The sequence below is a fragment of the Pseudogracilibacillus sp. SE30717A genome, assembly GCF_037071985.1.
Lineage (GTDB): Bacteria > Bacillota > Bacilli > Bacillales > Amphibacillaceae > Pseudogracilibacillus.
Window position 1 is genome coordinate 303,843 of record NZ_JAXHDF010000004.1, and the last position, 25,966, is coordinate 329,808.

Annotated in this window: 25 protein-coding genes and 1 riboswitch; of the genes, 10 read left to right on the forward strand and 15 right to left on the reverse strand. The window is 34.7% G+C overall.

The features are described 5' to 3' along the window. Positions 1-46: 46 nt before the first annotated feature. The 8 genes from ilvD to SPD48_RS08515 form a co-directional block, all read right to left on the reverse strand. Positions 47-1,717: a dihydroxy-acid dehydratase gene (gene ilvD / locus SPD48_RS08480; protein WP_336257659.1), complete on the reverse strand. Its 1,671-nt coding sequence runs from the start codon at positions 1,715-1,717 to the stop codon at positions 47-49. 103 nt (positions 1,718-1,820) lie between these two features. Further along, positions 1,821-2,501 carry a FadR/GntR family transcriptional regulator gene (locus SPD48_RS08485; RefSeq protein WP_336257660.1) on the reverse strand — a complete coding sequence of 227 codons (681 nt, stop codon included), beginning with the start codon at positions 2,499-2,501 and terminating at the stop codon, positions 1,821-1,823. A 200-nt stretch (positions 2,502-2,701) separates the two neighbouring features. Beyond that, complete coding sequence (locus SPD48_RS08490; RefSeq protein WP_336257661.1) at positions 2,702-3,184, reverse strand: glutathione peroxidase; 483 nt, start codon at positions 3,182-3,184, stop codon at positions 2,702-2,704. Positions 3,185-3,218: 34 nt separating this feature from the next. Beyond that, positions 3,219-4,346, reverse strand: a complete 1,128-nt coding sequence (locus SPD48_RS08495; protein WP_336257662.1) for a conserved virulence factor C family protein — start codon at positions 4,344-4,346, stop codon at positions 3,219-3,221. A gap of 208 nt (positions 4,347-4,554) precedes the next feature. Next, the gene (locus tag SPD48_RS08500) at positions 4,555-5,436 is read right to left on the reverse strand and encodes a fructose bisphosphate aldolase (protein WP_336257663.1); all 882 of its coding nucleotides are present in this window, start codon (positions 5,434-5,436) and stop codon (positions 4,555-4,557) included. 84 nt (positions 5,437-5,520) lie between these two features. Then, positions 5,521-6,309 (reverse strand): SDR family oxidoreductase, encoded by a 789-nt coding sequence (locus SPD48_RS08505; protein WP_336257664.1) that lies wholly within the window; start codon positions 6,307-6,309, stop codon positions 5,521-5,523. Between the two features lie 52 nt (positions 6,310-6,361). Beyond that, positions 6,362-7,000: a GTP cyclohydrolase I FolE gene (gene folE / locus SPD48_RS08510; protein WP_336257665.1), complete on the reverse strand. Its 639-nt coding sequence runs from the start codon at positions 6,998-7,000 to the stop codon at positions 6,362-6,364. A gap of 391 nt (positions 7,001-7,391) precedes the next feature. Then, a complete protein-coding gene (locus SPD48_RS08515) occupies positions 7,392-9,455 on the reverse strand; it encodes a catalase (protein ID WP_336257666.1) in 2,064 nt (687 codons plus the stop codon). Positions 9,456-9,606: 151 nt separating this feature from the next. On the opposite strand from SPD48_RS08515, the gene SPD48_RS08520 reads away from it, so the two are divergent. The 4 genes from SPD48_RS08520 (at position 9,607) to SPD48_RS08535 (ending at position 13,916) form a co-directional block, all read left to right on the forward strand. After that, positions 9,607-10,344, forward strand: coding sequence for a DUF429 domain-containing protein (locus SPD48_RS08520; protein WP_336257667.1), 738 nt, complete (start codon positions 9,607-9,609; stop codon positions 10,342-10,344). A 102-nt stretch (positions 10,345-10,446) separates the two neighbouring features. Next, the gene (locus SPD48_RS08525) at positions 10,447-11,316 is read left to right on the forward strand and encodes an alpha/beta fold hydrolase (RefSeq protein ID WP_336257668.1); all 870 of its coding nucleotides are present in this window, start codon (positions 10,447-10,449) and stop codon (positions 11,314-11,316) included. A 232-nt stretch (positions 11,317-11,548) separates the two neighbouring features. After that, on the forward strand, positions 11,549-12,775 hold the full coding sequence (locus tag SPD48_RS08530) for a hypothetical protein (protein ID WP_336257669.1): 1,227 nt from the start codon (positions 11,549-11,551) through the stop codon (positions 12,773-12,775). Positions 12,776-12,788: 13 nt separating this feature from the next. Beyond that, positions 12,789-13,916 carry a hypothetical protein gene (locus tag SPD48_RS08535; RefSeq protein ID WP_336257670.1) on the forward strand — a complete coding sequence of 376 codons (1,128 nt, stop codon included), beginning with the start codon at positions 12,789-12,791 and terminating at the stop codon, positions 13,914-13,916. 94 nt (positions 13,917-14,010) lie between these two features. On the opposite strand, the gene SPD48_RS08540 is transcribed toward SPD48_RS08535, so the two are convergent. Next, positions 14,011-14,367: a response regulator gene (locus tag SPD48_RS08540; RefSeq protein WP_336257671.1), complete on the reverse strand. Its 357-nt coding sequence runs from the start codon at positions 14,365-14,367 to the stop codon at positions 14,011-14,013. 40 nt (positions 14,368-14,407) lie between these two features. Then, entirely contained in the window at positions 14,408-14,863 is a 456-nt protein-coding gene (locus tag SPD48_RS08545; protein WP_336257672.1) for a chemotaxis protein CheX, read from the reverse strand. Between the two features lie 106 nt (positions 14,864-14,969). Beyond that, positions 14,970-15,075, reverse strand: a riboswitch (cyclic di-GMP riboswitch). A 377-nt stretch (positions 15,076-15,452) separates the two neighbouring features. Between SPD48_RS08545 and SPD48_RS08550 the strand changes: the two genes are divergently transcribed. Further along, positions 15,453-15,968, forward strand: a complete 516-nt coding sequence (locus tag SPD48_RS08550) for a hypothetical protein (protein ID WP_336257673.1) — start codon at positions 15,453-15,455, stop codon at positions 15,966-15,968. A 423-nt stretch (positions 15,969-16,391) separates the two neighbouring features. Here the strand turns inward: SPD48_RS08550 and SPD48_RS08555 are convergent, their stop codons facing one another. Both SPD48_RS08555 and SPD48_RS08560 read right to left on the reverse strand, forming a co-directional pair. Beyond that, positions 16,392-16,742 carry a DUF4176 domain-containing protein gene (locus SPD48_RS08555; protein WP_442962130.1) on the reverse strand — a complete coding sequence of 117 codons (351 nt, stop codon included), beginning with the start codon at positions 16,740-16,742 and terminating at the stop codon, positions 16,392-16,394. A gap of 108 nt (positions 16,743-16,850) precedes the next feature. Further along, positions 16,851-18,083 carry an MFS transporter gene (locus tag SPD48_RS08560; RefSeq protein ID WP_336257675.1) on the reverse strand — a complete coding sequence of 411 codons (1,233 nt, stop codon included), beginning with the start codon at positions 18,081-18,083 and terminating at the stop codon, positions 16,851-16,853. A 164-nt stretch (positions 18,084-18,247) separates the two neighbouring features. Between SPD48_RS08560 and SPD48_RS08565 the strand changes: the two genes are divergently transcribed. Beyond that, positions 18,248-18,589 carry a LysM peptidoglycan-binding domain-containing protein gene (locus SPD48_RS08565; protein WP_442962131.1) on the forward strand — a complete coding sequence of 114 codons (342 nt, stop codon included), beginning with the start codon at positions 18,248-18,250 and terminating at the stop codon, positions 18,587-18,589. A gap of 86 nt (positions 18,590-18,675) precedes the next feature. On the opposite strand, the gene SPD48_RS08570 is transcribed toward SPD48_RS08565, so the two are convergent. Beyond that, positions 18,676-19,242 carry a hypothetical protein gene (locus tag SPD48_RS08570; protein WP_336257676.1) on the reverse strand — a complete coding sequence of 189 codons (567 nt, stop codon included), beginning with the start codon at positions 19,240-19,242 and terminating at the stop codon, positions 18,676-18,678. 157 nt (positions 19,243-19,399) lie between these two features. Here SPD48_RS08570 and SPD48_RS08575 point away from each other — a divergent pair, with 157 nt between their 5' ends. Beyond that, complete coding sequence (locus tag SPD48_RS08575; protein ID WP_336257677.1) at positions 19,400-20,314, forward strand: DMT family transporter; 915 nt, start codon at positions 19,400-19,402, stop codon at positions 20,312-20,314. A gap of 260 nt (positions 20,315-20,574) precedes the next feature. Here the strand turns inward: SPD48_RS08575 and SPD48_RS08580 are convergent, their stop codons facing one another. Beyond that, positions 20,575-21,564 carry a zinc-dependent alcohol dehydrogenase family protein gene (locus SPD48_RS08580; protein WP_336257678.1) on the reverse strand — a complete coding sequence of 330 codons (990 nt, stop codon included), beginning with the start codon at positions 21,562-21,564 and terminating at the stop codon, positions 20,575-20,577. A 91-nt stretch (positions 21,565-21,655) separates the two neighbouring features. Further along, the gene (locus SPD48_RS08585) at positions 21,656-22,423 is read right to left on the reverse strand and encodes a class I SAM-dependent methyltransferase (protein ID WP_336257679.1); all 768 of its coding nucleotides are present in this window, start codon (positions 22,421-22,423) and stop codon (positions 21,656-21,658) included. Positions 22,424-22,601: 178 nt separating this feature from the next. Between SPD48_RS08585 and SPD48_RS08590 the strand changes: the two genes are divergently transcribed. The 3 genes from SPD48_RS08590 (at position 22,602) to SPD48_RS08600 (ending at position 25,947) form a co-directional block, all read left to right on the forward strand. Then, positions 22,602-23,696 (forward strand): mechanosensitive ion channel family protein, encoded by a 1,095-nt coding sequence (locus tag SPD48_RS08590; RefSeq protein ID WP_336257680.1) that lies wholly within the window; start codon positions 22,602-22,604, stop codon positions 23,694-23,696. 178 nt (positions 23,697-23,874) lie between these two features. Next, positions 23,875-24,918, forward strand: a complete 1,044-nt coding sequence (locus SPD48_RS08595) for a beta-carotene 15,15'-monooxygenase (protein WP_336257681.1) — start codon at positions 23,875-23,877, stop codon at positions 24,916-24,918. Between the two features lie 120 nt (positions 24,919-25,038). Then, on the forward strand, positions 25,039-25,947 hold the full coding sequence (locus SPD48_RS08600; RefSeq protein ID WP_336257682.1) for an EamA family transporter: 909 nt from the start codon (positions 25,039-25,041) through the stop codon (positions 25,945-25,947). Positions 25,948-25,966: the final 19 nt, after the last annotated feature.

Genomic DNA, 25,966 nt, shown 5'->3' on the forward strand with positions numbered 1-25,966 from the left:
CATTTGAGCATTTCTAGTCAACTATGAATCTTCTTCTCTATAAATATTAGATACTCATAATACCGCCTTTAGAAGCGTTCGTAACGAGTTTAGAATATCTTGCTAACCAGCCTGTTTTAATCTTCGGTTCAAATTCTTTTAAGTTTTTACGGCGTTCTTCCAATTCTTCGTCAGAAACTTTTAAGTTCATAGTTCGGCTTGGTAAGTCTATTTCGATCACATCACCATTTTCGACTAATGCAATCGGGCCGCCTTCTGCTGCTTCTGGTGAAATATGGCCGATTGAAATTCCACGAGATGCTCCACTAAAACGGCCATCTGTAATAAGTGCAACTTCTTTACCAAGTCCACGCCCCATGATTGCAGAAGTAGGTGCTAACATTTCCGGCATGCCAGGACCGCCTTTTGGTCCTTCATAACGAATAACGACAACATGACCAGCTTCTACTGTTCCATCGTCAATTGCTTCTTGTGCTTCATCTTGGGAATCAAAAACGATTGCTTCTCCAGTAAAAGTTTTGATCGATGGATCAACTGCTCCAACTTTAATAACAGAACCTTCTGGTGCGATGTTTCCGTAAAGAACAGAAAGTCCTCCAACTGGGCTGTATGGATTATCTTTTGTACGAATTACTTCTGGATTCGTAATATGATGGTCTTTTACAAGATCACCCATCGTTTTACCAGACACTGTTATACGTTCTGGATGAATTGCACCAGGAATTTTTGTTAATTCATTAATAATCGCTTCTACTCCCCCGGCTTTATTAATATCATCCATTGAAATATCAGATGCTGGCATAATTTTTGCCAAATATGGAACTTTTGCGGCAACCTTATTAATATCCGCTAAGTCATAATCAATTCCCGCTTCATTTGCAATGGCTAATGTGTGTAATACTGTATTTGTTGAGCCACCCATTGCCATATCAAGCGCAAATGCATCATCAATTGCTTCTTTTGTAATAATGTCGCGTGGTTTTACATCTTCCTTAACCATACGAACTAAATGTTTTGCTGCTTCTTTGACTAACTCTTTACGCTTGTCGCTTGTTGCAACAATCGTTCCATTTCCAGGAAGAGTAACACCTAACATTTCCATGAGACAATTCATAGAATTTGCAGTAAACATTCCTGAACAAGAACCACATGTCGGACAAGCATTCATTTCAATATCCAATAATTCTTCTGCAGACATTTGTCCTGACTTATGCGCTCCAACACCTTCAAATACAGATGTTAAGGAAATTTGTTTTCCTGTTGAACTAACTCCTGCTTCCATCGGTCCACCCGATACAAAAACAGAAGGCACATTCGTACGAGCAGCTGCCATCAGCATACCTGGTGTAATTTTGTCACAGTTTGGAATGTAAAATACTCCGTCAAACCAATGTGCGTTAATAACCGTTTCCGCAGAGTCAGCAATCAGTTCACGACTCGGTAACGAATAACGCATACCAATATGTCCCATAGCAATACCATCGTCTACACCGATCGTATTAAATTCAAACGGGATACCACCAGCTTCAATAATCGCTTCTTTTACAACATCTGCAAACTCACGTAAATGCACATGTCCTGGGATAATATCGATGTAAGAGTTACAGACACCAATAAAAGGTTTTTCTAAATCTCTCGGTTTTACTTTTCCTGTTGCATACAAAAGACTACGGTGAGGGGCACGGTCAACTCCGATTTTAATCATATTACTTCTCATTTAAACTCACGCCTTTTTGTTAAAATTAGTACTTCTATTTTAAATTGTAAGTTGTCTGCTGTCAATATGGTTGTAGGACATTATAAAAAGTCTTTTCTATCGATTATTCAATCCCTAAATCTTTCATTGCATGTAAAATATGAATTTTCATTGCACTTCTTGCTCCCTCGGGATTTCGTGCTTTCATAAATTCCATGATCATTTTATGGTCATTAATTGTATCCCTTATAACCAGTTCATTTGTTTGTGATAAAATTACTCCTTTATCAATCGCTTGAAAGATAACCGGCATAAGCTTATCCATAAATTCATTATGAGTTGCTTTGGCAATTGCTTTATGGAATTTCTGCTCAACATCTGTTCTGTCCTCATTTACCTTAATTTTTTCTTCAATTTGTTTGCCATATTCTAAAATACGCTTCAATTCAGCGTCACTTGCTCTTTGAGTTGCATAATACGCCGCTTCAGGTTCGAAAATTAAGCGCATTTCGTATAAATCTTTTGCATTGATCCGTGCTATCGAAAGGTCATGAAAAATTTCCATCGTATTACTCAGGTCAAGATTTTTTTTAACAAACGTTCCTCTTCCTCTTTTTATTTCAAGAACTCCATTTGTCACTAATATTCTAATCGCTTCTCTTAGAGTCGTCCTGCTAATATTTAATTCGTCTGAAAGCTCAATTTCATTCGGTAGCTTATCTCCCGACTTAAATCTTTTTTCGATCGTAATCATTGATAAAATATCATCCGCAACTCGATCGGACAGTCGCTTTATTTGCTCCATTTCATTTATTCATCCTCATTTTCTTTTTAGTCTATTATAACAGTTGTCTGCCAATAAAAGTGTTGTATGCTCACTGGTTTTAAAATATAGGCGAGCAACATAATCAGATTCGTTTTATTCATGCAAATAAAAAAAGCCCTGACACAAAGAGCGTTGCTTGCCCATCTTCTTTGCGCTAGGGCTAAAATACAAAATGAAGCTTATTTCTTTCCAATATATTTTTCAATATCCTCTTTTATCTGTTCTGGCTTTATAATAGGAGAATATCGCTTGACCACTTGTCCTTCCGAATTAACAAGAAACTTTGTAAAATTCCATTTAATCGTTCTTGAAAACACTCCACCTTTTTGTTGCTTTAAAAATGCATAGAGAGGATGCTCATTTTCTCCGTTCACATCAATCTTAGCAAACATCGGAAAGCTTACACCATAATTATTCTGACAAAAATGTATCGTGTCCTCCATATTTTCATATTCCTGTTTAAACTGATTACACGGAAATCCTAAGATGACAAAGTCACGCACTTTATAAGTATCATATAGATTTTGCAATCCTTGAAATTGTGGAGTAAAACCGCATTTACTCGCTGTATTGACAATAAGCAATGTTTTCCCTGCATATTCGAGTAATGATTTAGCTTTCCCATCAGGCAACTGCACCGTAAAGTCATATACCCTCTGCATTTGCTTGCTCCCTCCATCCTTAACAGTATAAAGTTCACTCTTTAGTCGCTTGTTCCATCTGCTTCCAAATCGAACCTTCTGCTTTTTGACCACTCTGTATTCGTGCTAACGCCATTTTCGCCTGCATCCGCACCTCAAATTCTGGGTCATCAAGAACCTTTTCAAGAACTGTAATAGCTGTTTCATCCCCTATTTCATATAAAAACATTGCAGCTCGCCAGCGAACGATTCGGCTCCGATCCGATAGAGCTTGAATCATTTCCGGGATGGCTTCTTTAAAGCCTAGATCAGACAAGCAATCTCCTGCTGTTCTGCGCACATTTACTGATTTATCTTTTAATGCTTTATATAAATATGGGAGGGTTTCAGGTTCTTCAATCATTCCTAAATAAGCTGTTGCAAGCCTACGAATAGAAGAATTATTATCATCTAATGCTTTATTAAGAACAGGAAAGTCAGCTTCAGTCGGGTCCATTTGAGCAAGTGCTGCATAACGATCTCGCCAATTTGGCTGGTCTAACATATCCAATGTCACTTTTTTCTTTGGAAGTTCAGTTAAAGTTTCATTATTTAATGCACGTTTAACCAGTTCATCCAACCGCTCCTCACTATATGTTGCAGAAATTTCTTCTACAATGGCGTTACCTGCTTCTTCGATTTCCCCGTAGCGTGGACTTTGCTCGACCCATTTCCGCTCTACTAAAAAATGTTCTGAGGCAACTGCTGCTTCCATCCCTGCTTTCATAAACCTTTCCGGAAGAGCAAATCGTTGTTCCTTTTCTCCCTCCTGTAATTTAACTTGGAGAGGAATGGTACGAAACATTTGGATAAAAACATGGATCTCACCGAAACTATCTTCTGTGTTTTCTACTGCTTTAGAAAAAAGCTCCGTTGTATCTTGTTCTGAGCCAAGTACTTCTCTCACTTGAGGCAAAATTTCTTCCCAGGCAACCCTTGGATTGCGCTCTAACGTTATAAAATCAATTACCCGATAAAGTCCTTTCACTCCATGGATTGAAAATAATTGTTGCACATATTTAGGTGCCTTACCAAGATCGTCATCTTGTTTATAGTTTTCAGATTTGCCGTTGGGCAACTGTTCGTCTAGATTAATCTTCATTGAATAAGGACTTGGTGTCGGTTCCATCGAAACTATTTTCATACAGACTCCTCCTTACATTGTATGTTAATACGTTTATATTAACCTATACAAATCGTATCAGACAACCGCTCATTACGCCAATTCATATGTTCTATATGACTTCAGGTTATAGAATATAAACTAGGGAAAGTGATTTGGACAAGGGCTATTAGAAAAAAACTACCAAACAAAGGTCTTGATCACAGACCTGTTTGGCAGTTCCTTTCTTTTATAAGCTCGCATCATAAATCGATATGACGGAATTCTTAAGCGTTGTATTAAATTCTTCTTCTGACTGATCGGCATATAAGCCTTCCGCAAGCGCCCTTGAAAAACTAGCAATTAATCCATCGTTCTCCTTCAGTTTTTCATTCGCTTCTTCTCGCTTATAACCTCCTGAAAGAGCTACAACACGAATTACTTTCGGATGTTCGATAAGTGATTTGTAAAAATTATTTTTTGTAGGTATTGTTAACTTTAACATTACTTCTTCATTTTCCTTTAACTGATCAAGGTGATGAAGAATTTCTGTTTTAAGTATTTGTTCGCACGCTTCCTTATTCGGACTATTAATATCAACCTCAGGTTCAATAATTGGAACAAGCCCTGCAGTGAGAATTTGCTTGCCGATCTGAAATTGCTGGTCAACAATTTCCTTAATACTTTCTACATTCGCTTCTTTTATAACAGAACGCATTTTGGTGCCGAAAATTTTTCTTTCCTTCGCCCTCTTAAGGAGATCGTCTAAACCCGGAATTGGTTTCATAAGTTGAACTCCATTTGCTTCTTCAGCAAGTCCTTTATCTACTTTCAGAAAAGGAACAATCCCTTTTTCCGTCAAATAATCACCTGTATATTTTCCTTCAATTTCGCGGTCCATTGTTTGTTCAAATAAAATCGCGCCTAAAATATAATTGGAATTAAAAGCGGGTGACGTTATAATTCTCGTTCGCATCTCATGTACTAAATAAAACATTTCATCTTCATTGGAATATTCATCTTCCGAAACACCATAAGCTGCCAGTGCTTTAGGTGTACTCCCACCACTTTGATCAAGGGCAGCAATAAAACCTTTTTCGTTTTTTATTTTTTCATACTGACTTTTCTTCATACTGATCACTCCTTTTTTACGGTTTTCATTCTATGTATAAACCGATGTTTTAATATTAAACATAAAAAAGTAGAAAAAAAGGGATTATGAAAGGTGTACTGTCGTTGACTCCTCTTCATAAACCCTATTAGTAAGATGAACGCCTCCAGCAACAGATACAACACTGCCTGTAATCATCTCTGACTTTTCTTCACATAAAAAGCCGATCGTTCGGGCAATATCTTCCCCTGTACCTGATCTTCCTATCGGTGTATCATCATCTTTTATTGCTTTTGCTGTTTCAATGTCTGCTTCTTTCATTTCTCCTTTTATATCACCAGGAGAAACCATATTTGCAGTAATTCCATATTCCGCTTCTTCTCTTGCAATAGTTCTTGTTAATGAAACCAATCCTACTTTTGCTGCGCTAAATGCCGATCGATATATCCATCCGGGTGAATGCTCTGCATCTTGGAACCCATAAGTAATAATCCGGCCAAATCGCTGAGCTCGCATTACCGGAATCACAAGCTTTGCAAAATGAAAGATTGAACTTAGATTTCCTTCGATCATTTCATACCATTCTTCATCCGTATAGTCGATGAGTTTTTTTCGTTCAAACACATATGGTCCGGCATTATTAATTAAATAATCAATCCTGCCAAATCTATCTTTTGCTTGTTGGACAATCTTTACAATATCTTCTTTTTTCGTCACATCTCCCTGTACGAACTGGACTTGATCTTCGTACATTTTCCATTCATCTTTCAAAACTTTTATCCGCTCAACATCCCGAAAATAATTAACTGTTACGGTACACCCTTTTTCTAAAAAATGTTCTGTCACTTTTTTGCCAAGTCCTTTAGAACCTGCAGTAATAATGGCATGTTTCACGCTATTCACCTACCCTACATTGACCTGAATTCAAATAAATACCCATCTAAAATTATCTGTCTAGAAGTGATAAAAATTCTTTTCGCAGTTCAGGTTCGTTTGCAAAAACGCCTTTTGAAGCAGTTGTAGTGGTAGTAGAGTCCTTTTTCTTAACTCCTCTTCCACACATACACATATGCTTACCTTCTACTACAACCATCACACCTTGAGGGTTAAGTACCTCTTCCATTGCATTTGCAATCTGATTTGATAATCTTTCCTGAACTTGAAATCTTTTCGCATATCCATCAACCATCCTGCCGATTTTTGATAAGCCGGTGATTTTTCCATTCGGAATATACCCTACATGAACACTTCCAAAAAACGGTGCGAAATGATGTTCACAAAGGGAATAAAACTCAATATCTTTCACAATGACAATTTCATTATGTTCAACATCAAAAAACTTCCGTAAATGTTCTTTAGGATCTTCTCGATACCCTTCTGTATATTCTAAATGAGCCTTCAATACTCTAAATGGCGTTTCTTCAAGACCTTGGCGATCCGGATTATCCCCACATACTTCGATCAGGTCTTTTAATGCTTCCATGAACCTCTCCGACTTCTGTTGTTTCTCTGCTGTATTAAGATCATATTTTTTATATAAATCATCAAGTTTATGATTTATTAATTGTTTATCTGCTATTTTCATTCCTAATCCCTCATCTCCGATTAAAAACATCTTCCCTTATATTAATGAGATTATCTCTCTTACTATTAGCATAATGTATCTATTTTATGAACACCAATAAAATTGCTTGAGTATTAGAATAAAAAGAAAATCACTCTTATTTTTTAAAATGAATAATTCCAACCAACTCTTTCTATGTTTATTCTTTTTCAAAAAGATAATTCCTTTCTTTATAGAAAGTCTTAGAAACCCTAGAAGAATTTAAAAATAATACAAATACGTTTTTTATGTAGTTTTATAACAAAAATAGCGCGTACAAACTTGCGAAGTATATCCATAAAACTCCCAAGTTTGAACGCGCTAATTAAAATAAACAGCAGTTCCGATAGACTATCAAATTTTTATAGTGTAATTATTTTCTGTCCCAGAAGCGCTGTTTTGTGACAGCTGAAACAAAGTCGTCTGCAAAGTTGGAATTATCCTCAGCGAAAATAACTCCAGATAAATTATGATTTTCAGCATCTTCAAAATATGTTTTTTCCCCTGTTGCAATTCCAAGCGGTTTATAATGGATATAGGTATCATTGACAAACTTCTTGATTTCTTCCACGAACATTTCCTGATTTTTTGCTTTTCCTCCAGCGACAAATAACGAGTCAAAGAGGACAGGATGAGCTGTAATAAACGTTTGATCTACCTCTAATTCCGTACCATCCTTTCCAGATACAGTGCCTAATTTCTCACTGATCAATTCTATAATTACATCGGATTCTTGTAAGGTATCAATCAATTCCGTTACTTCTTTATCGTTAAAATCATTTCCGATTAAAACGCCAACCTTTTGTGTATATGCTGCATAAGTTGTATTCGCGATACTTAAAGAAGGTGACTTTTTATCTACCGGCACATGATGTCCTTCCGGAGGATTTACTCCAACATTTTCAGCAATCTTAGTTGCCATTTCTTTATCCACATTTTCCCACATATCAATATTTTGTTGTCTAATTGATTTATTTTTCACTTTTCCGAGATGGTAACTGAACGACTGGATAATATCTTGCTTTTCAATACCGGACATACTGTTCCAAAACATTCTTGCTTGTGAAAAATGATCATCGAATGATTCACTCGGAAACTCTCTCGTTTTATATCCTTCTACTTCTTCAGGATAATCGTAAAAACCTCCCTCTTCTGGCGGGACCGTTGCCGGTGTATTATCGCTCGTAGAATTATTATGATAATGAACGGTGTCCACATCAATTCGGTGTCTCATATAGCCGTTTCGATGATTAATATTTGTCTCTGCTATTGGTTTATTAACTGGAATTTCTTCAATATTTGCAGACCCTAAACGATGATAATCGGTATCACGATAAGCAAACGATCTGCCTTGTAAAACCGGATCATTCGAAAAGTCAATCCCTGGAATTAAATTGGAAGGATCAAAGGAAGACTGTTCTTCTTCCGTAAAGAAATTATCTACCAAGCGATTTAATGTCAATTTACCAATCATTTCAAATGGAATTTCCTCTTCAGGCCACATCTTTGTATCATCTAAAATATCAAAGTCATACTTAAATTCATCTTCTTCATCGATTAGTTGCACTCCGAGTTCGTATTCTGGATACGCCTCTCTTTCAACAGCTTCAATAATATCATGACGATGAAAATCCGGATCTACACCACCGATAATATTCGCTTCATCTAACAACAAGCCATGTACGCCTAATAAAGGTTTCCAAGCAAAACGGACAAATGTAGACTTTCCTTTATTATTAATAAAGCGGAATGTATTGATCGGATATCCTTCCATCATTCGCCAGCTTCTCGGTCGTCCCCGCATCGACATAAGCCACATAACCATATGTGCTGTTTCCTGATTATTTGCAACATAATCCCAAAAATTATCGTGTGCTGCTGCTGCTTGAGGAACATCCGTTTTTGGATTCGGTTTAATGGAATGTACCATATCTGCAAATTTCATTGCATCTGTTACTAGAAATACTGGAAATTGAAGGGCCAACATATCATAATTACCTTCTTGCGTATAAAACTTAGTCGCAAAACCACGGACATCGATCGCTGTATCTTTAGAACCTTTACTCCCAATAAAATTTGAAAAACGAACAAAAGCCGGTGTTTTTGAACCAGGTTCTTGTAAAAACCCTGCTGTTGTCACATGTTTCATTGATTTATATAATTCAAAATCTCCGTATAAACCAAACCCTCTTGCATGGACTACCTTTTCGGGTATCCTTTCCCGATTAAAATGAGATTGTTTTTTATAAAAATGAGCATCCTGAAGTAAAGTGGGACCTCGTTTTCCGGCCCTTAATGATCGTTCGTCATTAGAGATTTTTACGCCTGCATCACTCGTCATTTGTTTATCTGAACCAGTATTTTTTTCACGGTATCTATCCAGTTGTTCCTGTTTTTCATTTGTCTTCTTTTGGTTTTGTGATGAAGATTGATCCACCTATAATATCCCCTTTCCTTCTTAACACATTTTCTAACTCTTTACCCGGAAAGAAAGATTCTAATCAACTATTTTTATCAAAGTAAATTAATAAAAGGCAATTCCTAAACGTAGCTTTTCTGATACTATATGATAATAAGGAGTTGTTTCAATGAAATATAAATATTGTTCAATTGGAATAGATGGCTGTAGAGATGGATGGGTTTTAGTAGCGTTAACAGAACATAAATTTGAAATTAGAGTTTTATCTAAAATACACGATGCTAAAACAATCCTCGAAAACAGTAAAACTACACTCATCGATATACCAATCGGTCTACCAGAAACTAGTAGCGAAAATAGTAGAAGACCTGAAGCCACTGGAAGAAAAATACTTGGGAAAAGAGCAAGTTGTATTTTCAATACGCCATGTAGACAAGCCGTATATGCGAACAACTATACAGAAGCAAATAAGCTTAATAAAGGAATTTTACAAAAAGGACTTAGTAAACAATCTTACTATCTGACTAATAAAATAAAAGAGGTTGACAACTTCTTGGCATCCGATCCTTCATTTAAAAATAAATTAATAGAAAGTCATCCAGAAATATGTTTTACAATGTTGAACAAAGAGAAAAAACCGATAATAGAAAATAAAAACACGGATATAGGAATGAAAAAAAGAGTTGATATACTTATTGATCACTATCCTAAAACTGTAAAATTAACTCATTACATAAACGATCATCCCGAGCTACGACAAACAAAAGTAGATATCATTGATGCATTTGTCTTGGCTGTTACTGGCTGTCTTGGAAACTCAAGGGGCTTATCCTCTATTCCGGCATCCCCAATAAAGGATTCAAGAGGGCTATTCATGCAAATGGTATATTGTGATTATACAAAATAATTAATTTTATGATGTAAAAATTGACGACAATCTGAGATACGGTCGCATGTCTATCGTATCTACTCTTTAAAATTAAAAAATAAAGGGAAAGGAGATGATTATTTGGAAAGAGAAATCGTTTTATTTTCTGTAGACGAGGTTGTAATAGAGTATTCTATAATTGGAAAAGGGGATCCAATTTTGGTTTTCCATGGTGGGCACTCTAATTGTCGAGAAGAATTAGGTTATAAAACATTAATAGAGAATGGATTTTCTATTATAACCCCTACTAGACCTGGTTATGGAAATACTTCTAAAGAAATTGGTTTAAGTTTGTCGGAAGCCTGTCATTATTACATACAATTAATAAAACATTTAAAGCTCGAAAAAGTTCATGTATTAGCAATCTCTGCCGGTGGTCCAACAGGAATTTACTTTGCAGCACATTATCCGGAATACGTCCGTTCATTAACTTTACAATCAGCTGTTACGAAAGAATGGCTAACGCCAAAAGATAAGGAATATAAAGCGGCGAAAATACTATTTCATCCTTTAACTGAAAAATATACATGGCGTATGGTATCTATGTTCGGTAATGTACTCCCAACATTTATTTTTAAACAGATGTTTTCTTCCTTCAGTACCATATCTTATAAAGAAGCAAAAGAAAAAATAGATACGCAAGATGTCGAAGCATTTAGAAGGATGATTAATCGACAACAGTCAGGCAGTGGATTTTTAATCGATTTAAAACTAATAAATGAATTAACAATTGCTGATTTAAACAAAGTTAGTTGTCCGACGATCATTATGCATAGCAACAATGATGGATCAGTACCAATTCAACATGCACATTTTGCTCATCAACATATTAAAAAATCAGAACTATGTTTTCTTAATACTTGGGGACATTTAATTTGGCTAGGAAAGTCAGCAAATGAATTCAATCAACATCTACTTAATTTTCTATCAACTCATTCTGTGAAAGATTAAAGCTAAACATTAATCGACTAAAAATAAGTTAAATTGTTCAGGTCTCTATAAAACTAAACTTATAAGTCCTAGCCTTCTTCAATATGTAGTCCCCCTCTCCTTTCACCATTACTTTCCACTTAAAATCTCCCTATCAAAATTCATGTTAATTCCCTTTCATTCATGGGTAAACAATTATAGATTGTTACGCCCTACCTAATTTAAAAATCCCCCTTCACGGGAGGTGACTTATTTGCACACCGTTAAAATCGGTCTAATTCCTTCTCCTGATTTGCCAGCTAAAATAACAGATAAAATTATTGATCGATTACAAGATGGATTACGATCAAAAATTGATCACGAGGTTAATTGGGACCTAAAAATGGTAATTGATCCTCTTGTAGGTTCTGCCGAGTTTATTCATGAAATGGCAGACAAAGCAACCAAGCTAAAACAACGTAATGATTGGGACTATGTTATATGCTTAACCGACTTACCTCAGTTTATGAAGGATTATGTAATACTCGCGGACATAAATAGGGATCAGAAAATTGCATTTATTTCTCTTCCCGCTTTAGGATTTTTTCCAATGAAACGCCGTGTTTGTACAATTATTTATGAAATAATTAAAGAATTTCATCATAAACAACCCAAAATTAGTAGGCGATCCCGACGAAATAATCATTTACCTCTAAATAAAACATTATATGATATGTGGTTCACGCATATTGAGCGTGTGGAAGAGGACTATAAAAATCCTTCTCATGATTCCGGGGAAAATAAAGGTACGGATGAAAGCGACGAATATACACAGGAAGATTCGGGAGATAAATTCAACGTTCATTATTTAATTGCATCTAAATTTGTCGGTAAAATTAGGCTAATGAACGGGATGACAGTTTCTAATCGTCCTTGGACAGCGTTAGCTTCTTTTATAAAAGTGATCATGTTAGCATTTGGTACAGGAATCTATATTACCATTTTTCCATCTTCATGGGATTTAAGTATTGTCTATACGATTCCTCGTTTTTTACTATTAACATGCATCGCACTTGCAGGGATGGTTACTTGGATGATCTTCGCCCATAACCTATGGGAAAAACCAACTCAAAAAGGTGATAAACGTCTTCGTAATCTATATAATGCTACAACCATTATTACGTTATCTATTATTGTTTTCATTAATTATGCTATTCTCTATCTACTCTTTTTATTAGCACTGGGGATGTTTGTACCCCCTGGACTCTTTCAAGAAGTAACCGGTCTTACGGAAGAACCGTCTATTAAATATTATTTTCAGCTAACATGGATCATCACTTCCTTGGGAACACTCGCAGGTTCAATAGGTACAACAAGTGCAAATGAAGAAAAAGTTCGTCAAATTACGTATTCCTATCGCCAAATCCAGCGGTATTATGATATTCAAGATACAAATGAAAATGAAAAAGGTAAAAAAGATACATCTAATCATCAAGATTAAAGGAGGTAAAATTGTGACAGAGGCAATAAAGGTTGGCATTATTTCTGCTCCTGAACGGGCTTCCGATCTGACTAGCAGAATGATAGAAGAATTAGCTAATGATTTTTCATCTGAAATAAATAATGATACAAAGTGGAAAGTTGATAGAATAGTCGATTCACTCATCGGATCGACAACGACTGCAAGTGAAATTTTAGACCGTACCAAAGATATAAAAGAAGAAAAGGAATGGAATTTCGCGATCAGTGTTACAGATTTACCCATTTTTCATAGAGGACATGTTGTTGCTGGAAATGTAAATCAAAAGGACGGCGTTGCCCAAATATCGATTCCCGCTTTTGGTTGGATACCAATTAAACAAAGAATTAAAAAAGCGATTATTCAACTAGTGAAGGAACTTATTGGGGATAAGAAATTCAAAAATATATCTTCATCTCAAACGATAACAAGGACAAAAGATAAATCTGGACGCCATAAAAAAAATGGGTTTCCTGTTACTTTTATCCGACGTTACCCAATAAATGAAAATAAGAAAAATGGAATTGATATAAGATATAGTGTACACCCAAAAATAAATGGGTTAATTCGTCTTTTTATTGGGATGATCTTTGCAAACAACCCACTAAAAATCATCTCTTCTTTTAAAAAAATAATTGCAATTGCTTTTACTACTGGAACCTTTGCATTGATTTTTCCTACGGTTTGGCAACTTTCACAAGTTTTTTCAAACTTTCGTTTAACCATGATAATGGTTGCTGCGATTATTGGTCTGGTCTTATGGATAATAGCTGCGCACCGTTTATGGGTGTTTTCATCTGTACAAGACAAAACAAGAATTCGTCATTTATATAACTTAACAACTACTTCTACATTGCTAATTGATGTCATTACGTATTATGTCATTTTATTCTCGCTATTCTTTATTACTTCTGCTTTACTTGTACCAACAGAACATTTCGTGGATACCGTTAGTGATGAAGGTAAGGTCACCATTGGTGATTACTTACGCGTTGCTTGGGTGGTCTCCTCCTTATCAACAATTGTAAGTGCGATTGGAGCAGGACTTGAAAACGAGGAGCTTGTTCAGGACATTACTTATGGATACCGACAAATTCATAGATATGAAAAAAGCAATCGATAATTCGATTCATTTAGTAATGTCCAGCCTCGCATTTTTTAAAAAGTAGTTAATCACTCAATATACTGGATACTGGAAATTTTCCCAGTGTACTTAATTATAATATTTTGTCTAATGCTTCTTGAATTCTTTCAGGAGTAAATGGTTTTACAATAAAATCATTCGCTCCAGCTCGTATTGCATCCACTACCATCCCTTGTTGCCCCATAGCAGAACACATAATAATTTTGACTTCTTTATCTATTTTTTTTATTTCTTGAACTGCTTCAATTCCATTCATTTCTGGCATAGTAATATCCATTGTAATTAACTCTGGTTTTAGTTTCTTATATTTTTCCACTGCATCTTGTCCATTTTCTGCCTCACCCACAACCTCATGGCCAAGCTTTGTCAAAATATCTCTCAACTGCATACGCATAAACGCTGCATCATCAGTCACTAACACGGATGCCATTCTTATATCCTCCTTATGTTTTCAACTATCTTTGATTCATTTAATCAATCAGCAAATAGGTATTCATTGTCCCCACGCTTTCAAAGTTAACAGTTAATTTTAACGCCTGTTTGTGTCCGTGAAGAACCGTGTTTCCTTGCATAATAGTCGGGGAAGTAATATTAATATCTGTTCCATCCTGAGAAATGCTTGTGGAAATTCCACCAGCAATCATATTCCCTAACTCGCCGCTAAAGGAAAGTAGCATTTCACCTTCCAATGGCATGCCAAACATTTTTTCACCGATCGACCCGAATGTACTTTGCTGTCCTGTAAAAACTAAGTTGCCACGAATATCACCTGTTATTCCGATTAGAACCCCATAAAATAATTGTAAATCTTCCTTTACCATTTTAGGCTTCTCTATTTGATAATCAATTGGTATGACGGATTTAATAGACGACAATGTTCCATTCAATAGTTTTGTTACTACGCTGCTTCTTTGCTCTGTTGTCATACTCAGCATCATCCTTTACTGTTAATCTATTTTTTAACACAAAAAAGGCTATTCAATAAAAATACGAATAGCCAAAATGATTCAATCCAAAAATTGAAATAGTACATTTGGCAGCCAGGCAATCATAATGTAAATAGTATTTTTTACCCATTAACAAAGTAGACCCTATAGCTTTGCGTCCTATCCTTTCGAATAGTTTGCCTTTTTCAATTTCATTTAGTTCTTTTGCACTAAAACATAATCCTATCCGATTTAGAGAAAAAAAGCAACTAACTTTTCGAAATAGTGATTTATGAATTAACTTATTTAACTATTGCTAAATTTAAAGAACTAGTTATCATTCTTCCAATGCGGTATTTTTTTTCAGACTTGGCTAATTTTCGGTTGCCTCAGCTTTTTCCTAAAAAAGAACTATAAGTTTAAATACCTGTCCAATATATAGCCACAAGATTTTATAAAAATAGGATTTTTGATACTAAATATTACTAACCTATGACTAATGCGACTCAAACCTTTCAAAAATATATAATATTAACAAGGATTTATCTACTTCTACATTGAAATAAGTAATTAAAGGAAAAATAGGTAGGTGAGCATACTGATCAAAAATAAAGAGGAACAAAAAAAACTAATGGAACTGTTTTTTAGAAAGCAAAGAAATGGCATTCGTCCCAAGACAATTGACTTGAAAGAAGTATATTTTGAAGAGTTAGTTAAAGTTTTTAAAAAACAGCTCAGAGAAGAAATCCGCATGGAAAAACGCGGAAATTATGTGGACATCTATACACTCTCAGGTACTCTCCATATTCGTTTACGTAGTGACCAAGTTCCTTATCCTACATTAGTTATTGCAAGCTTTACCATCAAAGGAGATGATAATCAAAGAACGGAAGAAAATTTCTTTAATTGGTTAAAAAAATTCTCTACTCAAACTGGGTTCCAACGACTTATGTTGGAGAATTGTCATAGTAACGAAAGTACATCCTTCGCAAGAAAATATGGTTTTTTACCACTTTATCAACAAACCGTTCCAGGACTTGATTTCATTTTTGAAGAAAGTTATGAGATGTACCTGGATGCCTCACTTATTAAACAAATACGATAACGGTTGTAAAATATGGTTTGGATAGATGTTATAACTTATTCTCATTCTGTAATTATTAATTTTTGAAGGATTTCCTCATCGTATCTTTCGTCTAAAAGAGATTGGAATCGTAAATAAAACTAAAAACTGGTAAGGACGAACAATATGTTAGTTAAGCGTAGGAATATACGCAAAATCCTCATCGGCTAAAAGCGGCCATGTCCTGGAGGAAATGTAGCTTCGCTTTCGTTCCACCACAAAGATTTGTAACGAAGGCCGAAACTAGGACGTCCTGTCCGCCTTTGGGAACAGAAAATGTTCCGATGGGGAGAACCGTGTGTAATCCCGGATGTCGCTCTTATGTTTGTGTGAATAGCGATTTCCAAAGCTAGCATACATCTAACATAGTTCGTCTTTTCTTTAATACTTTTCAACCAGCTTGTTTTACTTTATTCGGCCATTTACTTTTCCTTTGGGATAAAAATGCAAGTTATCCTGTTTCCATTCATTATACAGTTTTTGAAATCGTTCTTCATCGGAGTCGCTAAAGCCTTCATGAATCACTTCATCAATATTTTCTTCGTTAAAATATAATACTTCTTCATCTGCAAGTCCTAGTGGATAATGACAACCTGAATAATCAAACATCATTTTTTTTCCTTCTATTTCAACGACTGGTCCGCGATTTAAGATCATCAGTTTATTCGTGCCGTCTCTTATATTGACGATTGAGCCAATTGGTAACAAAGCATTAACCTCCCAGGATAATTTTAAGGCTATGTAAAAGAAACTCATTTTTTAATAATTGTATAATTCAATTTTCATATAAGCTTTTCCTACAGTCAATAATAGAAAAGACTTAACTATTTATAATTTTGTAGGTCTATAGTATATGTTTAATTTTTAGTCAATTTTCACAACAGTAGATCTGGATAGATAAAAAATTAATACAATCGTAATGACTAAAGAGATTAGGAAAATATAATTAATGTCGATGATTTCGGCAAGAATTCCTGCAATTAAAAATGAAAAGGGAACTGCCAATTTCATCAACATCGAGGAGGTCCCCGCTACTCTTCCTAATAAATGATTCGGTGTGGTGGACTGGCGCAATGTAGAGTAATGAATCCCCATGGTTGCCCCACCAAAACCTATTAAAAACATTCCGATGATTAAGAGAATCCAAGTAAATGAAAAAACGAGCATAGTATAACCAATTAAATCGATAACTAGTGCTAAGATCATAATGATGCCACGTTTAAAAAATCGCAATGATTTTTTGGCAATCGATGCTGCAATGATTCCTCCAACTGCTGAGCTACCAAGGATAATTCCAATTTGTGCTTCTGTTAATTTCAGGATATCAACCGAATAAAAAATGAGAACAGCTAATGTAAAGGCGGCTGCAATATTAGTAAGTAAGATAACGATCGTCAATGCCCATAATTCTTTATTTTCACGTAAACTGATCCATCCTTCTTTTATTTCATCTACAAATTTACTTTCTTCCTTTCGTTCCATTCCTTGATGTGGAGTAATGTTAACAAAGCCAGTGAAAATTAATAGAATGAAAAAACCTGCCATGGTGAAAATTAGTCCGTTTGTATAATTAAATGAAAGGAGTAACATGCCAGCAAAAGCTGGGCCAATAATTTCTATTGTTGAAGTTGCTAACGTAATGGAGGAATTTGCTTCTGTTAGTTGTTTTTCCGGTACTAAATTAGGGATTGTACTGTGAAAAGCATTACCAAACATATAAGAAGATGAATATAAAATAAAACCAAGTGAATAAATGAGCCATAACTGAATGGAAGAAGTGTATAGAAGAACAATAAGTGCAAACAAAACCAAAATTTGAACTAAGACGGATAGCATTAAAAGCTTTTTCCGATGATACCGATCGACAAGTACACCTATAAAGACAGCAAGTATTATATTTGGAATAAATTCTATCGCCCTCATGCTACTCATAGCAAGTGGAGACTGTGTTAAATCATAAATAATCAACGGCAGAGAAATGGTGAATATGTAAAAGGTAAATGTAGCAATCGCATTTCCAGACCATAAAAACATAAATCCAGGATTTCTCCATACAGTTTGATATGAAGATGAATTAACCTCTTTCTTCGGTTCCAAACAAAAGACCTCCAGTCGATTATTAACTAATATTTTAAATACAATCTAACTCTTTTGTATTTTATTGTCAATTAGGTAAGGTGCCGCTATAAAGAGGAAGCCTTTGTATCATTCAGCTCAATCAATTCATATACTGCCAAAAAAAAGAAAGAAGGGTTTTTTCTTTGTGTATGCTCTGTCCCCAAAACCATTATCCATACGTTATCGAACCTGGTGATACAATTTACTTTATTGCAAATAGATTGGAGGTGACTCTTTCACGAATCTTAGCCGCAAATCCGGGAATTGATCCATATAATCTCCTGATAGGTCAAGTTATTTGTATTCCAGCTTGTCCACCAAACCATATGGCATATATTATCCAACCTGGTGATACACTCTATAAAATCGCACGTACTTTTCATGTTACAATTGATAGCATTCTTGAAGCGAATCCAAGTGTTGATCCACTAAGTCTACGAATTGCACAACGTATTTGTATCCCCACATCGATTGCTTATTCTTAAGTATGCAAGGATTGACAGGACAAATACAAGACGAGCCATTAGATTAAAAGCTGATTTTATGCAAACAATTCATCCTAATTTAAGAATTAAGGGTTGATATCGAAACGAGCAATTTCTTCCTCATCTAATTCAATTACTAAAGTTGCCTCTAATGCATGTTCTATTAATTCTTTTAACTCGTCACGTGAAGGGACAAGTAAAGATACTTCTGACGTTTTTTCACTTATACCCAAATCGAAATAAACAGCGAATGTTTCTTCTTGATCTGGTTCAAGGGAAGTTGCATAAGATGTTCCAAATCCTAACCCTGTATTCTTGTAATGAGACGAATTATATATATTAATTCCGAGGATTTTTTCAGAAACAGCAATTAAACTATCATGAGGTTGAATGGTGATGATTAAATTTTCACTTTCAATATTATCTATTTTCTTATTACCAATATTTTTAATGGTGAATTCATAATGAAGTACTGTTGGAACAAATTCCTGACCTTTAAAATCTCCGTCTAAAATTTCAATTGCACCAGTTTTTTCTTTATCTTTTATTATTTCCACTTTCGTTTCAATTAGCTCTACAGATGTTTCCGATGAACATGCGGTAAGAATAAACAAGAAGAAAATGAAAATAATTATTAAATATTTTTGTTTCATTTATCTTTCCCCTACCTTTTATTAATCCTTCAATAAAGTATATGCAAACTAAAAATAAGCAATTAAAAACTTTTCGAAAAAGGCAAATTATTTTTCTTATTGAGTGTATGTGAGCTATGATGGAGGAGCTGGATTTTATAGATAAGGAAAATATACGATGGAACGACTAAAAGGAATTATCATGATTATTATGGGTGGTCTTCTTTGGGGAACGACTGGCCCGCTATTGGAATGGATTTTAGATGCTAAAAATATATCTGTCCCTTTTTTACTCACCATTCGCCTTATAAGTGGTGGAATTTTACTATTGGGATTTTTATATTATAGAAAACAAAATATCTTTTCGATTTGGAAAATGCCTTCGTGGAGAAATCAACTCATTATTTTTAGTATATTCGGGATGCTTGGTATACAATATGGATTTGTCGCAACGATTGAAGCAAGTAATGCAATTGTTGCAACACTATTACAGTTCTCTGCTCCGATTTTTGTTATCGCATATATTTCACTAAAGCATAAGAGTATGCCTCCTCGATATCAAATTATTGGGATCTCCGGAACACTGATCGGGTTATTTTTATTAATGACGAATGGTTCGATGAATCAATTACTTGTTAGTAAGGAAGCACTAATCTGGGGCATAATTGTCGGCATGGCTTTTGCTTTTTACACATTATATCCTGCACGACTTATGAAGGAATGGAACATCTTGGTAGTTGTTGGATGGGCCATGCTTATGGGCGGAACAGTACTTGGACTAGTTAATCGCGTCTGGAATTCAGATGAATGGGGAATTTTAATTGAAGATGTTATCCCACTCGTCATGTTGTTATTAGTTCTCTTTGGATCACTCGCTTTTGTTTTGTTTTTAAGTAGCATGAAATATATTACTGCAATCGAAGCTAGTATTTTATCAAGCGTAGAACCGTTGACCGCCATGCTTATTTCCGTCATCTGGTTCGGCACTACATTGAAAAACGTTCAATTCATTGGCGTTGTACTCATGCTTCTATTCGTTACTTGGCTTTCGGTTGGGGGTAGACCCAAAAAGAAAAGAGTGCGAGATTCATAGAAAAAAAGCTAAAAAATAGTCTCTAGTTTTTACTTTATTCATTATACTTTGAAGAAAAGCGGACAGATTCAGCATAAAATCACTTTAAAATGTTACGAACAAATTTAGCTAACTGATTCGATTCAGAATCGTTCAATCCCCTACTTCGAACTAGTTCAGATAACTAATTCAATCTCAACTAGTTCGATTTTGCTATTTCGAGCAAGTTCAGCTAGCAGGTTCAACCCAAACTTGTTCATTCTTGAATAATAAGTTATTCATCAACTTGTTAAAAAAATTTTTCCTTTACCTTTTTTAGAGGATTCAACAACACTAACAGCTTCTTTTACGTTTAACAAATCATAATGAGAATTCATCTTCATCAATCTTAATTGGTTATCTTTGATTAATGTTATTAAATTATTGAATGTTACTTGCCATTTATCTGATGAAACACTCTTATTCCAATTCCGTAAATGAAATGTATTAGCCTTTACTTTTGCTTTATTTACAATACTCGCCCAGTCCACTTGTAGTCCTGATAAAAGACCAATAGTTAAGAAATTTCCATTAGGGTGTACACAATAAGCCAAGTCATTTCCAGATGGCCCCCCAACAGAGTCAACAGCAGCATCCGCGCCCCTTCCTTTTGTTAATTCCATAACTGTTTCATAAAGCAAGGTTTTAGATGTATCTACCACATATGAGGCACCAAGATGAAGTAAATCTTCTGTATACTTACTATTTCTAGTCACTCCAATCAAGTGAAAACCTAAGATCTTTGATAATTGAGCGAAAATATACCCAATAGATGAACCACATGCATTAACCAATAAAACATCATTCGGTCTTAATTTTAAAAATTCTGTACATACAACCCATGCTGTAACTGGATTGATATACATCTGTGAAGCCGTAAAATCATCAATAGGATCCGGGATAGAAACTGCCAACTCTGCTGATGTCTTAACGTATTCTTGCCATGTGCCTTCCCCACGCAAAGGTAAAACTCGTTTACCAATCAAAGTTTGAGAAACGGAAGCACCTACATCTTCTACAATACCAACACCTTCATAACCAGGTATACTTGGCAACGATATACGATGAGAATAAGATCCTTTAATCGGTATTAAATCAGATGGATTGATAGGACGTGCTAGCATGCGAACAAGAACTTCATTATCATTTGGTGGTTCAATGCTTTTATTGTTAACTGTTAATACATCTTGTGGACTTCCAAAATCATAATATTTAATACATTTTGCATCCAAAACAATAAGTCTCCCTTAATTTTATATAATTACTAAAATTTATTATAGTTAAGGTCTACATCAGGGCTTTCTCAACCTAAACTAATCCACCTTATTTTTTTATAGCAATTATCTGTAATCGTTTGTAATCTGCTACCCAGTTTCCATCAATAAATAGATCGTCCTCTATCTCTTTTGAAATCTCTACATATATTTGCTTTCTTTCTTTTGGTGAAAAATCTGGAAAAAAATCATCCGCGAAACTGTCTAACCAATAGGTTAGTCCTTCCTCCCCGTCTGGAAGTGTTGTTGGACGATCAAATAAACACGCATATGTAACATGAAACCCATGCTTCTCTAGTAAACTGCTGTATTCACCGATACTAGGAAAATACCACGGATTTCTGTCCGTGACAGAATCAATACTATATTTTTCTTGCAGCACTTTTTGAATGGCATTTACAATTGTTTGGACATTCCCCGCTCCACCAAATTCTGCTACAAATCTGCCATTAGGCTTCAATACTTGTTCAATCGTCTTAACAACCTTTTCCGATTGCTTCATCCAATGTAGGGCAGCATTTGAGAAAACAGCATCAAATTTTTCCTCACGACGATAGTCTACAGCGTCAGCGACGTGAAAATTCAATCCAGAAAATTTCACTCGAGCTTTCTTAATCATTTCACTAGAAGCATCAATTCCTGTAACAACAGCACCTGTTTTGGCAATTTCTTTAGATAAGTCTCCTGTTCCACACCCAAGATCTAATATTTCTTCTCCTTCCTTTGGTTGGAGGAGTTCTAATATTCCTTTTCCTAATCTAGATACAAAATGTAATTTATCATCATATACATCTGAATTCCATACATTGATTGACATAAAACCATCACTCCTCTATAAATGAAATTTAAAATTCATACTTATTGTTTAATCGTTCATATTATTGTAGCATAAGGTTGAATATGCGACACGAGGGTATTACAATCTAATGCCCTATATTTAAATTCTTTAAAAAGTGTGAAAATAAGCTTTTAAATTAAACGTCAGGAGATTAAAAATGAATTGGGAATTAATTAGTTCGTATGAATATTTAATAGACGTTGGAATTGCAATCGGTATTTTTTTGTTATTTCTTCTATTTCGAAAAATATTTACAAAGTATGTATTTTCTTTTCTACTGAGATTAAGTCGAAAAACTCGAAGCAATTTTCTTCCAAACATATTTTTAGCTTTTGATAAACCGTTCCAATGGTTTTTCATTATTATCGGTATCTATTTATCTGTGAAGTATTACCCGTACTTTAATCATATAAATCCATTGTTCATTAATGTTATAAAGGCAGCGATTATTTATATTATTAGTTGGGGATTTTTTAATTTAGCATCGACATCATCTATGATTTTCAGATCGATTAATGAAAAAACAAATATAAAAATTGACGAAATTTTAATTCCATTTTTATCTCGAACAATTCAATTTATCATTATCGCAGTTAGTGTGACAGTTATTTTACAAGTATTTGATTATGAAATTGGGGCTTTAATCACCGGATTGGGGATAGGTGGACTTGCAATTTCACTAGCTGCACAAGATGCGTTAAAAAATTTATTTGGCGGGATCGTCATTATTACCGAAAAGCCATTTACAATAGGCGAATGGATTAAAACTCCAAGCGTAGAAGGTACAGTAGAGGATATTTCTTTTCGAAGTACAAAAGTTCGTACATTTGCCCAAGCACTAGTAACGGTACCTAATGCAACATTAGCAAATGAACCGATCACGAATTGGAGTAAGATGGGTAAACGGCAAATCACCTTTAATTTGGGATTAACATATGACACACCAAAAGAAAAAATTGAAAAAGTCGTACAATCAATTCGTAATTTATTAAGAAACCATCCCGAAGTCCACCAGGAAACCATTTTTGTTACTGTCGATGAATACGAAGAATATGGACTAGATATTCTCTTATATTTCTTTACGAAAACGACAGAATGGGGTAAATATCTTGAGGTTAGAGAAGAAATTAATTTAAAAATTTTAGATATTGTTGAAGATGCAGGTGCACAAATTGCAATGCCTGCACAAATGCTCTATACAGATCTTCCAAACGATAACCCACTTCAAAGAACAAGAGATAGGTCAGAATAACGTATCGCAGAAAAATTATTGTTTCTGCGATTTTTTTTGTATGTATTTAAAGTTTGAAAAGGGAAGAAAAAATATAACTCGAAATGAGATTAATAAGGGATTACTAAACGTACGTTTCAATCAATAATATAATATAATATAATTAAAATACATAAGATAAAAAAAAGGAGTCGTTGCAATGGTATTAAAACATATTTTCTTCCATCGTAATAGTTTGCTTGCTTTACTTATACTCGTGCTAATGGCCAACCTTACACTATATCACACTGCTTTTGGGGTAAGCTCACTTCCAGAAAACCCGAACGGCGTCGTAGTAGGATCCATCATTGATCTTGCTCTAATTACACCATTGTTATTTGTTGCTTGGAAACAAAACTGGAATGTTAAAAATATTATTGTAGCAATTGCAACTGGACTTGTACTTGTACGCTTTCTAATTCCGATTGAATATTTGAAGCCATTTGTAGCAGTAACATGGATGGGTTTTGCCGTAGAAGGCGGAATTGTTTTATTAGAAGTATCCCTTATTTTCATATTGGTGAAATACTTGCCAACTATTATTCGTTCCGTAAAAAATAGTTCTTTACCAACTGTATTTTCATTTCCGGATGCTATTGATAAACATATAAAGTCATCAACCTTAATAAAAATTATTTCTTCAGAAATGCTTATGTTTTATTACGCGTTTGCAAGTTGGAACAAGGCTCCTAATACTAATATGAATTCGTTCACTATACACAAAAACTCCAGTCTAATTGCCATGCAAATCATGCTTATACACAGTATCGTTCTTGAAACAATCGTTATTCATTGGTGGATTCATGAAAGATTTTTTATATTATCAGTTATTTTACTCATTTTAAATGTCTATTCGATCATCTTTTTTATAGGAAATTTACAAGCGATACGTCATAACGCTATACAAATCAATGAGAAAAGTATGTATATATCATTCGGTATTATGAAGCGAATCAAAATTAACTGGGACAATATAGAGGAAATAATGGATGATCCAGAAATTCTTAAGAACAAACTTCCAAAAAATACAATTGATTTCATAGCACGGGACTTTGAAGACGTTTACCCTCATGTCATTTTAAAGTTAAAAAAACCAACGAAAGCTCAGCTATTATTTGGCTTAAAAAAAGAATTTGAATATATAGCCATACGATTAGATGAACCAAGCAGATTTAAAGAAGTACTCATGGAAAAGGCTGTATAGCTATAATAATAGCATACCTGCCTAATTTTTATTCCGATAATGTGAGCTCAATTATCTCCTAGCTGTTAAATGTGGTAAGATATTAAAGGACATTTTTAACAGACAAGGAGATTTAATTCAATGTGGTTCATTTTTTCTATTTTTACAGCGATCGCCTGGGGAGCTGCGAATCTTTTCTATAAAAAAGGATCCAATCCAGACGATAAATTCAGCCATTTAAAAATTGTTACGATGGTAGGCTTTGTTATGGGAATTCACGCCGTATGTTATATGGTCATCAAAGACATTACCTTTGATCCTTTTGATATGATCCGGTATCTTCCTGTTTCATTTATGTATATTTTATCGATGACAATTGGCTATATAGGGCTTAGGTATATTGAATTATCAATTGCTGCACCAGTACAAAACTCAGCAGGAGCAGTTAGTGCTATTCTATTATTTATCTTTTTTCCTAGAGAAATGAGTTTCATAGATATTGCAGGAATCATCATTGTAACGATCGGGGTTATCGGACTTGCTATTTTTGAAAAACAAGCTGAAGATAGAGCATTAAAAGATGCAAATCAAACGATTGATCCAAAATTCCAGCTCGGTTTTCTTGCCATAACCTTCCCAATTCTGTATGCATTAATTGATGGACTTGGAACGTTTGCAGATGGAATCTACCTAGATGAATTAAAACTCATCAGCGAAGATTCTGCACTACTTGCCTATGAATTTACATTCTTTATCGTTGCAGTCCTCTCCTATATTTACTTAAGGTTTATTAAAAAAGAAACCTTTATGTTATTTAAAGAAAGAGATAAAGGTTTTGCTGCGATATTAGAAACTACGGGACAGTTCTTCTATGTGTTCGCAATGGCAGGAAACGCAATTATTGCAGCACCGCTTATTGCCGCTCACGGAATTTTTTCAGTTATATTATCACGGATATTCTTGAAAGAAGTTATGTCACCCAGACAATATATTATGATTGGGATTGTGATGCTCGGAATTATTTTCCTTGGGGTTTCGGAAGGGTTATAAGGGAATACTAAAATATGGC